13 protein-coding genes are annotated in these 13,698 nt (G+C 56.9%); 11 read left to right on the top strand and 2 right to left on the bottom strand.

The window, feature by feature from the left end:
- The 9 genes from K3727_05925 (at window position 1) to K3727_05885 (ending at window position 8,952) form a co-directional block, all read left to right on the top strand.
- The gene (locus K3727_05925) at window positions 1-627 is read left to right on the top strand and encodes an OmpA family protein (GenBank protein ID UWQ92333.1); all 627 of its coding nucleotides are present in this window, start codon (window positions 1-3) and stop codon (window positions 625-627) included.
- A gap of 177 nt (window positions 628-804) precedes the next feature.
- Entirely contained in the window at window positions 805-2,040 is a 1,236-nt protein-coding gene (locus K3727_05920) for an AAA family ATPase (protein UWQ92332.1), read from the top strand.
- A 21-nt stretch (window positions 2,041-2,061) separates the two neighbouring features.
- Entirely contained in the window at window positions 2,062-3,519 is a 1,458-nt protein-coding gene (locus K3727_05915; protein ID UWQ92331.1) for a CpaF family protein, read from the top strand.
- Window positions 3,519-4,487 (top strand): type II secretion system F family protein, encoded by a 969-nt coding sequence (locus K3727_05910; protein UWQ92330.1) that lies wholly within the window; start codon window positions 3,519-3,521, stop codon window positions 4,485-4,487. The genes K3727_05915 and K3727_05910 overlap by 1 nt, the downstream gene beginning before the upstream one ends.
- Before the next feature lie 13 nt (window positions 4,488-4,500).
- A complete protein-coding gene (locus K3727_05905) occupies window positions 4,501-5,481 on the top strand; it encodes a type II secretion system F family protein (GenBank protein UWQ92329.1) in 981 nt (326 codons plus the stop codon).
- Window positions 5,482-5,484: 3 nt separating this feature from the next.
- On the top strand, window positions 5,485-6,087 hold the full coding sequence (locus tag K3727_05900; GenBank protein UWQ92328.1) for a tetratricopeptide repeat protein: 603 nt from the start codon (window positions 5,485-5,487) through the stop codon (window positions 6,085-6,087).
- A 30-nt stretch (window positions 6,088-6,117) separates the two neighbouring features.
- A complete protein-coding gene (locus K3727_05895; GenBank protein UWQ92327.1) occupies window positions 6,118-6,966 on the top strand; it encodes a tetratricopeptide repeat protein in 849 nt (282 codons plus the stop codon).
- A gap of 5 nt (window positions 6,967-6,971) precedes the next feature.
- Complete coding sequence (locus tag K3727_05890; GenBank protein ID UWQ92326.1) at window positions 6,972-7,466, top strand: prepilin peptidase; 495 nt, start codon at window positions 6,972-6,974, stop codon at window positions 7,464-7,466.
- A 178-nt stretch (window positions 7,467-7,644) separates the two neighbouring features.
- Window positions 7,645-8,952 (top strand): ATPase, encoded by a 1,308-nt coding sequence (locus K3727_05885; GenBank protein ID UWQ92325.1) that lies wholly within the window; start codon window positions 7,645-7,647, stop codon window positions 8,950-8,952.
- Between the two features lie 21 nt (window positions 8,953-8,973).
- Here the strand turns inward: K3727_05885 and K3727_05880 are convergent, their stop codons facing one another.
- The gene (locus tag K3727_05880; protein UWQ92324.1) at window positions 8,974-9,453 is read right to left on the bottom strand and encodes a DUF4405 domain-containing protein; all 480 of its coding nucleotides are present in this window, start codon (window positions 9,451-9,453) and stop codon (window positions 8,974-8,976) included.
- Window positions 9,454-9,567: 114 nt separating this feature from the next.
- Here K3727_05880 and K3727_05875 point away from each other — a divergent pair, with 114 nt between their 5' ends.
- Together K3727_05875 and pdeM are read left to right on the top strand one after the other, a co-directional pair.
- Window positions 9,568-11,985: a ligase-associated DNA damage response DEXH box helicase gene (locus tag K3727_05875; GenBank protein ID UWQ92323.1), complete on the top strand. Its 2,418-nt coding sequence runs from the start codon at window positions 9,568-9,570 to the stop codon at window positions 11,983-11,985.
- A 39-nt stretch (window positions 11,986-12,024) separates the two neighbouring features.
- On the top strand, window positions 12,025-12,693 hold the full coding sequence (gene pdeM, locus K3727_05870) for a ligase-associated DNA damage response endonuclease PdeM (protein ID UWQ93282.1): 669 nt from the start codon (window positions 12,025-12,027) through the stop codon (window positions 12,691-12,693).
- Window positions 12,694-12,912: 219 nt separating this feature from the next.
- Here pdeM and K3727_05865 read toward each other — a convergent pair whose 3' ends face one another.
- Complete coding sequence (locus K3727_05865; protein UWQ92322.1) at window positions 12,913-13,683, bottom strand: LytTR family transcriptional regulator; 771 nt, start codon at window positions 13,681-13,683, stop codon at window positions 12,913-12,915.
- Window positions 13,684-13,698: the final 15 nt, after the last annotated feature.

Raw genomic sequence — 13,698 nt, 5'->3', positions numbered from 1 at the left:
ATGATCCGACAGATCACAGCACTTGGGCTGATTCTGGCGCTGGCCGCCTGTGAAAATGAAGCCGGTCGAGCATTGGACAGCGGCCAATTTGGCAATGCAACGCTGAACAACACCCAAGTTCACAGCGGTGATCGCAACTATACCATCCAATTGGCTCAGAAATTCGCCGCCGAGGTCCCGACGACCATCACTTTTGCGTTTGACAGTACGGTTCTGGACGCCAATGCCCGTGCGGTTCTGGACCAACAGGCCGATTGGATCCGACAGTTTCCCGAAGTCCGTTTTCGTGTTTACGGACATACGGACGCCGTCGGGTCATCCGGCTATAACAAACGGTTGGGCCTGCGGCGTGCCCGCACGGTTGTGTCCTACCTGACACAACGCGGCATCAGCCGGTCCCGGCTCGAAGCTGTTGTGTCCTTTGGTGAAACCCGGCCGCTGATCCAGACGCCGAACCGGGAACGCCGCAACCGGCGTACCGTAACCGAAGTAAACGGCTTTGTGAAAAACCACCCCTCGCTGCTGGACGGTAAATACGCCCAGGTGGTCTATCGCGAATACATCGAAAGCGCGGTTCCCAAAAGCGAGCTGAGCAAATCCGGTAGTTTCGCGACATCCACACAATAAGGTGCATTTGGCGGTGATCGTCGCCATATTCCCCACAATTGGATGGTTTTAGCCCAAATCTCGCCCAGATTGCCCCCGACATTGTTCTCAATAGGTGACGTGCGACCAATGCGAGTCGCATGCGGGTGAGGACAAGGCCACAGCCATTGCCCCGCCCCAGTAAAGAGGACGAAGGCAATGAGCAGCGAAATGCCGCAACCCGAAGCAAACCCGATCGTCGCCTGCACGATCAGCCGTGATGTGCAGAACTTTGACCTGTTGATCGAAGACATGGAATCCGCGTTGGGCGAGAATTGGGGTGACCTTGGTTTTGCCGAAGCCCTCGCCTTTTTCAGCCAGCCCGAGGCCGAGTCGCTGGAATTTGTGGCCCTGGCCATTGATGGGGACGACGAAGACAACCTGGTTCTGATGGGGGAAATCATCACCCAGGCCAAAGGCCGTGACATCAATGTCATCCTGATCGCCGAGGATGTCACCCCGGCGTCCCTGCACCAATTGCTGCGCAAGGGCGCGGATGAATTCGTTCCCTACCCCCTGCCGGAACAAGAACTGCAATCCGCAATCGACCGGCTGAACAAACCCGAAGAAGCACCGGAACCGGCCCGAAATCCGCACCAGCTGCAATCTGGAACATCCCGCGAAGGCGCGGTCATCGTTTGCCAGGGTTTGTCTGGCGGCGTTGGATCCACCACATTGGCCACCAATCTGGCCTGGGAATTGGCCCTTTTGCAGGACGGCGACAAACCATCGGTCTGTCTGATTGATCTTGATCTTCAATTTGGCACGGTCTCCACCTATTTGGATCTGCCACGGCGCGAAATCGTGTTCGAAATGCTCAGCGAAACAGACACTATGGACGAAGACATCTTCAGCCAGGCGTTGCTGAGCTTTCAGGACAAGCTGCAAGTGCTGACTGCTCCCAGCGACATTATTCCGCTGGATCTGGTTGGGCCTGAAGATATCGAACGTATTATCGAATTGGCCCGCAGCCATTTCGATTACGTTCTGATCGACATGCCCAAAACACTGGTGCAGTGGACGGAAACCGTTCTGAGCAAGGCCCATGTGTATTTTGCCCTGCTCGAACTGGACATGCGGTCGGCCCAGAATGCTCTGCGCCTGAAGCGGGCGCTGCAATCCGAAGACCTTCCGTTCGAAAAGCTGCGGTTTGCGCTGAACCGAGCACCAAAATTCACCGATCTGAGCGGCAAGAGCCGGGTCAAGCGGATGGCCGAATCCCTGGGGATTTCAATTGACCTCCAATTGCCCGACGGCGGTAAACCGGTCACCCAATGCGGGGACCACGGGATGCCGTTGGCGGCATCGGTTGCCAAGAACCCATTGCGCAAGGAAATCGCCAAGCTGGCGCAGTCCCTGCACGATCTGGGGCACAGCGAAGCCAAAGCCGCGTGATCATCCAAGGGGGCCTAATCCATGTTTTCAAAATATAAAAAGACTTCATCCGCTCCGAAACAGGTTGCCGTCAAAGCGGCCCCCGCGCCCGAAGCAAAACCCAGCGATATGTCAACGGCCTCGCCTGCGGCCCGGTTGCGCAAACCTATGGCCACCCGCGCGGCAGCAGATGTCGCGACGATGGACAAGGAACGCAAACGCAAGGAACGCCTGGGCGAAATCAAGATCATCCTGCACGGCGAACTGCTGGATCAGCTGAACCTGGCCGCCCTGGAACATGCCTCTGAGGCTGAGCTGCGCACCGAAATCAGCACAATCGCGACAGAGATCCTCGAAACCAAGGGGATTGTGCTGAACCGCGAAGATCGCCAGACCCTGAACAAGGAACTCTATGACGAAGTCACGGGGCTGGGTCCGCTGGAAACCCTACTTCAGGATGACTCGGTCAACGATATTCTGGTCAACGGCCCGCATCAGATCTTTGTCGAACGCGCAGGCAAGCTGTCGCTCAGCGACATCACGTTCAAGGATGAAAAGCACCTGCTGCGGATAATCGACAAGATCGTCTCGGCCGTGGGACGTCGTGTTGATGAATCCAACCCGTATGTGGACGCCCGTCTGGCTGATGGATCGCGCTTTAACGCCATGGTCCCGCCCGTTGCCGTGGACGGGTCATTGGTGTCCATTCGTAAATTCAAAAAGGACAAGCTGGGCATTGATGACCTGGTCGGTTTTGGTGCCTTTACAGAAGAGATGGCCGCCTATTTGCAGGCTGCGGTGGCAACCCGACTGAATATCATCGTGTCAGGCGGGACGGGGTCGGGTAAAACTACGACGCTGAATGCCCTTTCTTCATTCATCGACAACGCCGAACGCATTTTGACGATCGAAGATACAGCGGAACTTCAGTTGCAGCAGACCCATGTGGGCCGGATGGAATCCCGTCCGCCCAATGTCGAAGGCAAGGGCGAGGTTTCGCCGCGCGATTGTCTGAAGAACGCGCTGCGGATGCGACCAGACCGGATCATCGTTGGTGAGACCCGGGGCGAAGAAGTTATCGACATGCTCCAGGCCATGAACACCGGGCACGACGGCTCCATGACCACGATCCACGCCAACAGCGCCCGCGACGGGGTCAGCCGTTTGGAAAACATGATCGCAATGGCCGGGATCGAAATGCCGATCAAAGCTGTCCGCTCCCAGATTTCTTCTGCTGTGAACCTTATCGTTCAGGCCTCGCGCCTACAGGACGGATCCCGCCGCATGACATCGATCACCGAGATCACCGGCATGGAGGGCGACGTTATTTCCATGCAGGAAATCTTTCGCTTCCAGCGTGTCGGCCTGACACCGGACAACAAGATCATCGGTCATTTCACCGCGACCGGCGTGCGCAGCCATTATTCCGAACGGTTCCGGATGTGGGGGTATGATTTGCCTGCCTCGATTTATGAACCGACCACGATGGGAGCTCAGTAATGCAACTTAGTGCGGAACCGGTCATCTATGGCCTGATCTTTGTCGGCGTTCTGGTACTGGTCGAAGGCCTGTATCTGGTGGCCTTTGGCAAATCCATCAGCCTCAACAGCAAAGTCAATCGCCGCCTGGAAATGTTGGACAAGGGTACCGGGCGCGAACAGGTCCTGGAACAGCTGCGCAAAGAAATGCAGCAGCACATGAAATTCCAGTCCATTCCGCTGTATTCCCTGTTGGCGGAAAAGGCGCAAAAGGCGGCCATTGCCTTTACGCCCAAACAGCTGATCATGATCATGGCCGGCCTGTCGGTTCTGGCCTTCATCGGTCTCAGCATCGGCACTCAAACCGAAACTCCAATCCGGATCGTGGCCTCTGTCGGGATCGGTATTGGCGCTGTGTATTTCTGGATCAACAGCAAGGCCAAGAAACGCATGGCCATGCTCGAAGAACAACTGCCCGACGCCGTGGAATTGATGGTGCGATCGCTGCGGGTTGGACATCCTTTCTCCTCGGCCATCCAGATCGTTGCCAAGGAAGCCGAGGACCCGCTGGCCACCGAATTCGGCATGATCGCGGATGAAAGCGCCTATGGCCGCGACGTGGGCGAAGCGCTGAAAGAAATGGCAGAACGTCTGGACATGCAGGATTTGCGGTTCCTTTCGGTTGCCGTGACGATCCAGCAGCAATCCGGTGGTAACCTCGCCGAGGTTCTGGACGGTTTGTCCAAAGTGATCCGGGCCCGGTTCCGCCTGTTCCGCAGGGTCAAGGCGATTACGGCCGAAGCACAATGGTCCGGAAAATTCCTGTCCGCCTTTCCCTTGCTGTCACTGATCGTAATTCTGGTACAGGATCCGAACTATTACGACGAAGTGCTGGATCACCCGTATTTCATTCCTGCCTGCTTTGTTGTGGGCATCCTGCTGACGGCCAATCTGTTCGTTATGCGCACTTTGACCAACATCAAGGTATAATGAGAGGCACATCATGGAATTTCTGAATGCCATCAACGACCTGATTACCAGTCAATTGGGCGACTTTGGTCCCCTGATTGTAGTTGGAGTGCTGGGGCTGTTCATGGTGCTGGTCGCCGTTTTGTTGTTGCTGAACCAGCCCGAAGACCCGCTGAAGAAGCTCAAGAAGAATATCAACCCCGACACACAGGCAAAACCGCAAAAGGAACGCTTGCGTCAGGGCGGTCGCAATGAACAATTGCAAAAGTTCGCGACTTTTCTGGAACCACAGGACGCCGACGAATTGTCTGCTGTTCAGCTCAAGCTGCGCCAGGCCGGGTATCAATCCAAAGATGCAGTGCGGTTTTTCCACTTTGCTCAATTCGCCCTCGGGATCCTGGGGCTGGTGCTCGGGCTGGCCTATGTGTTTGCGATGGGTGCCGGTGACGATATGACCACCCAAGACAAGCTGATGTATGTGCTTGGCCCTGGCGGTGCGGGATACATGTTGCCAAAATATTGGGTCACGCGTCGCGGTGAAGCGCGCAAGGAAGAGATCACTTCGGGTTTTCCTGATTCCCTGGATATGATGCTGGTCTGTGTAGAGGCCGGTCAATCTCTGGACCAATCCATTGTGCGCGTCGCCAAGGAACTCCGGGCCTCTTATCCCTCGTTGGCCGACGAATTCGAAATCGTCGCCTACGAAATGAAAGCAGGCAAAGACAAGGACAAGGTTCTGCGCGACATGGGCACCCGTTGCGGCGTGACAGACATTTCATCCTTTGTAACAGTGATGATCCAATCGGCAGCCTTTGGGACTTCGATAGCCGACGCACTGCGGATTTACGCCGGGGAAATGCGTGACAAACGCGTGATGCGGGCCGAAGAGGCCGCAAACAAGTTGCCAACCAAAATGACCCTTGCCACAATGATGCTGACGGTTCCGCCCTTGCTGATCATTCTGGTTGGTCCTTCGGCAAACGGCATCGCGAACCTGGGCAACATGAGCAATTAACAGATGACGTATTCGGGACACGCCCGACAGTGGGCGATCCCCGCGATCACGCGCAAATATTTGGCAGCCACCATTGCTCTTGCTTTGGTGGCTGGTTGTGATTCCGGGTCGTTGTCACAGGCCGAAAATGGCCCCTATGCCCCCGGTGTCGATCTCTCCAAGGAGGCTGTCGACGGCACAGACGTCGGCCATCGGTTGATGGCGGCCGGGCAGTATGAGCTTGCCATAGACGCCTTTACCCGCGCCGCATTGGTACAGGGATCGACGCCGGAAATCCTGACTGGCATGGGGTCGGCCAATCTGGGGTTGGGCCGTCTGGGACAGGCCGAAGACCTGCTGCGACGTGCCGTTGTTGCCGCGCCCGAATGGCCAGGTGCCTGGAACAATCTGGGGGTTGTCCTGATGGAGCGCGGAAAAATCGCCGAAGCGGAACAGATTTTTCGCAAGGCCTATGCATTGGACAATGGCGAAAGTGACTCAATCCGCGAGAATTTGCGCTTAACGCTCGCAAAATTGGAAAATCCTGATAATACTGGTGGACAACAAAAAGATTACAAGCTGGTGCATCGGGGAAACAGCGATTTCCTGATTCGAAAAAGCCAGTGACGAGAGGCAAGAGCAGTAAAGGACGCAAAAATGCGCCACTCTATTCTGGTATCCACATGTCTGGCGTGTGCCATGACCTTGTCTGCATGTGCCGACAAGGGAGAAGAGGCCGTTGAACGCGCCTTGCAGGATGTAAACGTCATTGATGAAACCAACCTGAATGACGTGATGCTGACCGTCGCCGACCCAAATGAGGCGGTGGACTATTTTGCTCGGGCGACCAAATCCAGCCCAGGTCGTATCGACCTGCAACGAGGGTTGGGAAAATCCCTGGTCCGCGCCAAACGACACACCGAAGCCGTATCGGCCTGGTCCAAAGTGACCCGAATGGACGGTGCCACACCAGATGATAGCGTTGACTATGCAGACGCCCTGATCCGGAATGGGGATTGGGACGACGCGGAAAAAACATTGGACCAGGTGCCCCCCACCCACGAGACCTTCAAACGTTACCGGCTGGAGGCCATGGTCGCCGATGCCAACCGGGAATGGAAACGGGCCGACAGCTTTTACGAAATCGCGGTTGGCCTGACCACACGCCCAGCAGGTGTAATGAACAATTGGGGCTATTCCAAGCTGACGCGGGGCGACTATACGGACGCCGAACGCCTGTTTGGCGAGGCCATCCGCCAGGATCAAAGCCTGTTCACGGCCAAGAACAACCTTGTTCTGGCCCGTGGTGCCCAACGAAATTACACTCTTCCCGTGATCCCAATGGATCAGATCGAACGGGCGCAATTGTTGCACACCCTGGCTTTGTCCGCCGTCAAACAGGGGGACATCACAACCGGCAAAGGTCTGTTGCGCGAAGCCATCGGCACCCACCCGCAGCACTTTGAAGAAGCGGTTCGCAGCCTGCGCGCTCTCGACGCTGGCTGATCCCGATGGCGTTGACGACATCTGAGGCCTGGTGGTTCCTGCCATTTGTGCTGCCGATCTGCTTTTACGTGGCCTTTACCGACCTGCGCGAAATGCGGATCACAAATCAGGCCGTTCTGGTCCTGGCTGGCATTTTCCTGATTGTCGGGCTTTTTGTCCTGCCGCTGCCGGTATACGGCGCACGGGTTCTGCAAATGATTGTCGTGTTGATCATTGGCATTCTTTTGAATGCCGGAGGGGCCATTGGTGCCGGTGATGCCAAATTCGCCGCAGCTGCGGCACCGCTGATTGCGCCGGGCGATCTGCGGCTGCTGTTGGCTCTGTTTGCCGCCAACCTGCTTGCCGCATTTGTGACCCATCGGCTGGTCAAATACACGCCGCTCCGCCAAATCGCTCCCAACTGGCAAAGCTGGGACATGGGGTGGAAGTTTCCCATGGGGCTCAGCCTTGGTGGAACCCTGGCGCTTTATCTCATCCTGGGAACCCAGTTTGGAAGTTGACCAGGGAAGACGTTTGTAAACGCCTTGGCACCTTGGCCCTTGAAACACGCGGCAAAAGATCAGTCCCCATTGCCACGTCACGCCCCGACTTCTGCCCATCTCTTGCCACACTGCCCCTGCATGATCACTGCAACCGTGGATACGTCCGCCTTCCTGTTGCAAGAGATCGACCCCCGCCATGAATATGCAAGCATCCCCCGTAATGGAGCCCCCCCCCCCCAAGGGTCTGAGCCAGATGCAATTGCCCATTGTGATGATGCGGGACATTCTGCTGAAAACTATTTTCCGCAAGAATCTGGATCTGGTTTCCGAAATCGCCAGCGCAATCTGTTTGCCAATTCCGGTTACACAGGAGCTCGTCGATCTGGCCCGCAGCCAGAAGCTTCTCGAAGCCACTGGCACACTCAGCGCCACCTCCGGGAACGAGATGGGTTATCAATTGACCGACGTCGGCAAGGCCCGCGCGCTGGATGCGTTGGGTCAATCCGAGTATTTCGGAGCCATGCCGGTGCCGCTGGAGGTCTACCGCGAACAGGTTAAACGCCAGTCAATTCGCAATATCCAGGTCAGCCGGGCACAATTGAACAATGCCATGGGGCATCTGGTGCTGCCCAACAGCCTGCTGGATCACCTAGGCCCCGCAGTCAGCGCCGGCCGTTCGATCTTGATGTATGGCCCGCCCGGAAATGGCAAATCTTCGATCTCCAATGGCATTCGCGATGCTTTGGGCGACTTTGTCTATGTGCCCCGCGCCATCGAATACGCAGGTCAGGTGATCACCGTCTATGACCCGATCGTCCATACCGCCATCGAAGAAGAGGCCGACGATCCGACCCAACTTCGTCGTCGCAAGCGGTTCGACACCCGGTACGTGAAATGTGAACGCCCCACGGTGATCACCGGCGGTGAGCTGTCATTGTCGATGCTGGATCTAGTGTATAACCCAACTGCCCGAACGTATCAGGCACCGCTCCAGCTGAAATCAACAGGGGGCATCTTTATCGTGGATGACCTCGGTCGTCAGGCCGAGCCACCCCAGGCACTGATCAACCGGTGGATTGTTCCGCTGGAAGAAAGCAAAGACATCCTGGGACTGCAATCGGGTGAAAAATTCGAAGTTCCCTTTGATACGCTGGTGATTTTCTCTACCAACTTTCACCCCAACAAGATTTTTGACCAGGCCGCGTTGCGCCGGATCTTCTTCAAGATCAAGATCGACGGCCCCAGCCAGGAAAACTTTCTCAAGATCTTTGCCCTGGTCGCGCGCAAAAAGGGCGTCCCCTTGGACGAAGCGACATTGGTGCATCTCCTAAAGAAGAAATACCCGACCATTGACAACATTTATGCAAACTATCAGCCGATCTTCCTGATCGATCAGATGATTTCAATTTGCGAATTTGAAGGTATACCCAACCAAATGAACCCCGACCTTATCGATCGTGCATGGGCGAACATGTTCGTCAAAGACGAAGACATCGTCAAATAAGGGGCCTAAGCCCCCAGATCTCTACTCGGAAAACAGCACCTCGATGATCTGCATCTGTTGACCGCGGTCGCCACCGGTCAGCTCTTGGACGCGTGTGTCTGCCTGGGTGGAGAATCCGGCGTCGGCCAACCGCGCCAGACCCGTTTCCAGCTCTTGCCCGCTCAACGCGATCACTGTTTCCACATCCGCCTGACCAATCGCCTGCATTACCACCTGAACCGGGCTTCCGCCGCTCGAAACCGGCACAAAAGATGCCAATAGCACCACGGCACTCACCCCCATGATCCCTTTGGCGAGCGGTCGTTTGAAATAGATTTTGAAGGCCCGCCAATTCATCGCCAGATGGGCTCCAACGCCCGCCACCATGGCCCAGCCGGCCCATTCATGGATAAAGCCGTTCAATCCGGTTTCAATGTGGAAAAACATCAGAACGCCAGTGGCCCCCATGATGAGAAAACTACCGATTGTCAAAGGGGTGGCCCAGGATCGTAACGAAGACATGATCTGCTCCTGAAATCAAATGTTGTACATTCGCTAAACGCCGATGATCACGGTTTCCGTCGCGGTTTTTGCAAATTAATTTCCCTATCTGCAGCAACCGATTAGATTGGAGTCATGACCACCCTACCCGCCCCGATTCACGATTGGTTCCGCTCCAAGGGATGGGCGCTGCATTCTCATCAGATTGCCATGCTAGACCGGGCAACTGACCCCTCTACCCTTTTGATTGCCCCAACTGGCGGCGGCAAGACGATGGCCGGGTTTCTGCCCACGTTGGCCGAATTGGCCGATGGCACACACACGGGGTTGCACACGCTGTATGTCTCGCCGCTCAAGGCCCTGGCCGCCGACATCAAACGCAACCTGCGCGCCCCGGTCGAGGACATTGGGCTGCCAATTCGGATTGATGACCGTACCGGGGATACTCCGTCCAGCCGCAAAAAACGCCAACGCGCCGATCCGCCACATATACTGCTGACCACGCCCGAAAGTTTGGCACTGCTGGTTTCCTACGAAGACGCGGCCCGGACCTTTGCGGGGTTGGAGCGCATCATCGTCGATGAGGTGCACGCGCTTGCCGAGAACAAACGAGGCGATCAGCTGATGCTGGCCCTGTCGCGGCTACAGGCTCTTTGCCCCACCCTGCGCCGGGTCGGTCTGTCGGCCACGGTTGATGACCCTCAGGCGATCGCCAGCTATCTGGCGCGACACCCCGATCCCTGCAACATCCTGCTGGCCGATCCAGGCCCGCCCCCCGACATTGCCATGCTGGAAACGGACGCCGCCCCTCCCTGGGCCGGGGGCGGTGCAGCCCATGCGATTCCGGCCGTGATGGAACAGATCCAGCAGCACAAGACGACCCTGATTTTTCACAATACCCGCGCACAGGCTGAAATCTTCTTTCACAACCTCTGGCTGGCCAACGATAACGCACTGCCCATCGGGATCCATCATGGCAGCCTTGACCGGGTACAACGCGACCGGGTCGAAGCCGCGATGGTCCGGGGCGATCTGCGGGCCATTGTTTGTACCGGCTCCCTGGACCTGGGGATCGATTGGGGCGATGTGGATCTGGTGATCCAGATTGGTGCGCCCAAAAATGTCAAACGGCTGGTTCAGCGCATAGGCCGGGCCAACCACCGCTACAACGCGCCCTCCAAGGCGCTGCTGGTACCCGCGAACCGATTCGAAGTCGTCGAATGCCGTGCCGCGCTGGAAGCGGTGCTGGCGGGTGATCTGGACGGTGCCACCCGTGGTCCGGGTCCGCTGGATGTGTTGTGCCAGCATATTCTGATCGCCGCCTGTGCCGGCCCCTTTGACGCCGACGCCTTGTTTGGCGAAGTCACCACAGTTGGCGCGTATGCCGACCTGGAACGCAAAGACTTTGACGCCTGCCTCGATTTCTGCGCCACGGGTGGATATGCCCTGCGTGCCTATGATCAGTGGAACAGGCTGCAACAACGCCCGGACGGGACGTGGCAGCTGCGTGACCCTCGTGCCGCTGCAAGGCTGCGGATGAACCTGGGCACCATTCAGGACATCGACACACTCAAGGTGCGGCTAAAACACAGTCGGGGCGGCAAGCCCCTGGGCGAAGTCGAAGAGGGCTTTGCCGCCTCTCTGACCGCCGGGGACACCTTTCTGATCGGCGGGCGTGTGGTGCGATATGAGGGGCTGCGGGAGATGACCGTCGAAGTGTCGCGCAGGGCCGATAAAAAGCCCAAGATCGCGGTATTTTCCGGGACCAAATTTGCCACGTCGACGCAGCTGAGCGACCGCATCCTGCAATTGCTGGCGCAGTCGAAATGGCCCAACCTGCCAGACCACACCAGCCAATGGTTGACCTTGCAGCAAACCGTTTCCCAATTGCCGCGAACTGGTGAATTGCTGATCGAAAGCTTCCCGCACAACGGACGCGAACATTGTTGTGTTTACGGGTTTGCAGGGCGCAATGCACAGCAAACCCTGGGGCTGCTCCTGACCAAACGCATGGAAGAAATGGGCCTGCGGCCGCTGGGATTTGTCGCCACCGACTATGCCACACTCATCTGGGGGCTGGACCGCCTGATCGACCCAATGCCGCTGTTTGACATCCAGGCCCTGCGCGACGGGCTGGACGGCTGGCTGGCCGGCAACGCCGTCATGAAACGCACCTTTCGCAATTGTGCGACCATTGCGGGGCTGATCGAACGCAATATCGCCGGACAACGAAAATCTGGCCGCCAGGCGACGTTTTCGTCGGACATCCTGTATGACACGCTGCACAAATACGACCCCGACCACCTGATGCTGTCAATCACCCGGACCGAAGCCCTAAGCGGGTTGGTCGATTTCGGTCGAATAGAATCAATGATCGAAACGCTGGGTGGTCGCATCACTCTCAAACGGGTTTCCCGCGTCACTCCGCTGGCGGCCCCCTTGTTACTGGAACACGGCAAGGTTCCGATCAAAGCGACCGGGGCCGAGCAATTGATGGCACAGGAAGCCGAAGAATTGATGCAAAAATCCGGCTTGAAGGATCTTCTGGTTTGACTCTTGCGGCCAAACCGGGGTTCGGTCATGACTGGAACAATGGAACACATCAAGAACAGCATTCAATTTTCTCTGGCTGGGGTGCCCCTGTGCGCCCTGGGTACTGGTGCCTTGTGGTGGCCAGATCAGCGTTTGCTGTGCGTCTCGGACCTCCACCTTGGAAAGGCGGAACGCCTGGCCCGACGCGGCGGTCCGGTTCTGCCGCCGTATGAAACCCGTGACACTCTGGACCGGTTGTCCCAGGACATCACCAAAACCGATGCTGCCACAGTGGTGTGTCTAGGCGACAGCTTTGATGATCTCGCGTCGGCACAGTCTCTGTCCGATACGGCGCGGATGCAGTTGACCGGCTTACAGGCAGGGCGGCGTTGGATCTGGATCCAAGGCAATCACGACCCCGGTCCAGTTGAACTTGGCGGGGCCCATCTTCAGGACCTAAAGCTTGCACCCTTGGTGTTTCGACATATCGCCGACCCGGACGCGCAAGGCGAAGTCTCTGGCCATTATCATCCCAAAGCAAAATTGCGCGGCACCGCCCGTCCCGCGTTTCTGGTGGACACGGCCCGTGTCATTCTGCCGGCCTATGGCACATATACCGGGGGATTGCGTTGTACTGACGACCCGCTGGTCCAACTGATGCAAGAGCCTGCGCTTGCGATCCTGACAGGGTCTTCTCCCCTGCCGATCCCAATGCCTCGCCGTCCCTGATGACATGCCTCGCCCGGAACAGACGCTCTTCTGGACTTATACCCTGACCAGATCAGGATGCATGGGTCCAGGTTGCGTGGGTTCACCTGCAACCACTTTTCAAAATAAACCGTGATCCGCCACATCTGGCAGAACTGCCTGTTCGTGGATGACACAATTGAATCAGGCATCACTCACACCCAACCAATGCAATTGAGGTGCCCGATGTTGTCACCCCTGTTATAGTAGCTGTGCCTCTTCCAGCTGCTTGCGGTGTTTTCGGCTGACGGGCACCAGATCACCATTCACCAATTGCACCCGCACCTGACCATCTTCCCGAACGCTTCGGGCAATCGCAGTCCGTGTGATCCAATGTGATCGGTGGGTATAGACGCCCTCGATCGGTTCCATCTCTTCGATGGCATCCGCAAACCGCATGCGCAATTTATGAGTCCCTTCCGGTCCGACCACTTCAACCATGTGATCATCAACGGTCAGACGCAATACGGGGTAAACGAACGCATCAGGCAATCGCCGCGCGATCCGGGGCCTGATGTCTTCCTGCAACTGCCTCTCGGGGCGCACCGGGAAATACCATTGCAATTCCGACCCTGGCAAGGATCTCCGAAATACGCAAAACCCTGCCGTTACAAAAACAACATATTGCGCCGATCCCAGCAAAGACACCATCAGCGTATTGCCAGCCATTATCCGAATAAGCCCCCACAACAACGGGGTTACCAGAACAGTCATCGCCAGAACCACCAGCGCATCACGCTGCAATGCACCAACTTTGGGTGACATGCGATCAATGACATGCCGACAAAACCGCCCGACCAAAACCGCGCCAATGACAATGGTTCCCCAAAAAACCAATCGATAGCCGAAATGACCCAGCTTCAAAGTTCCAAAGGGCCCCGAATAAGCCAATAAAAGCGCCAATGACACATAGCTCAACAGATTTACAATGAGTGGGGCAGACAGGGTCAAATTGCTTAACTTTTTCAGCATACAGACGCTAAACTC

The sequence above is a fragment of the Rhodobacteraceae bacterium M382 genome (genome assembly GCA_025141015.1).
GTDB lineage: Bacteria > Pseudomonadota > Alphaproteobacteria > Rhodobacterales > Rhodobacteraceae > Aliisedimentitalea > Aliisedimentitalea scapharcae.
Note: the sequence above shows the minus strand (reverse complement) of the source record. Positions and strands in the feature narration are given on the sequence as shown.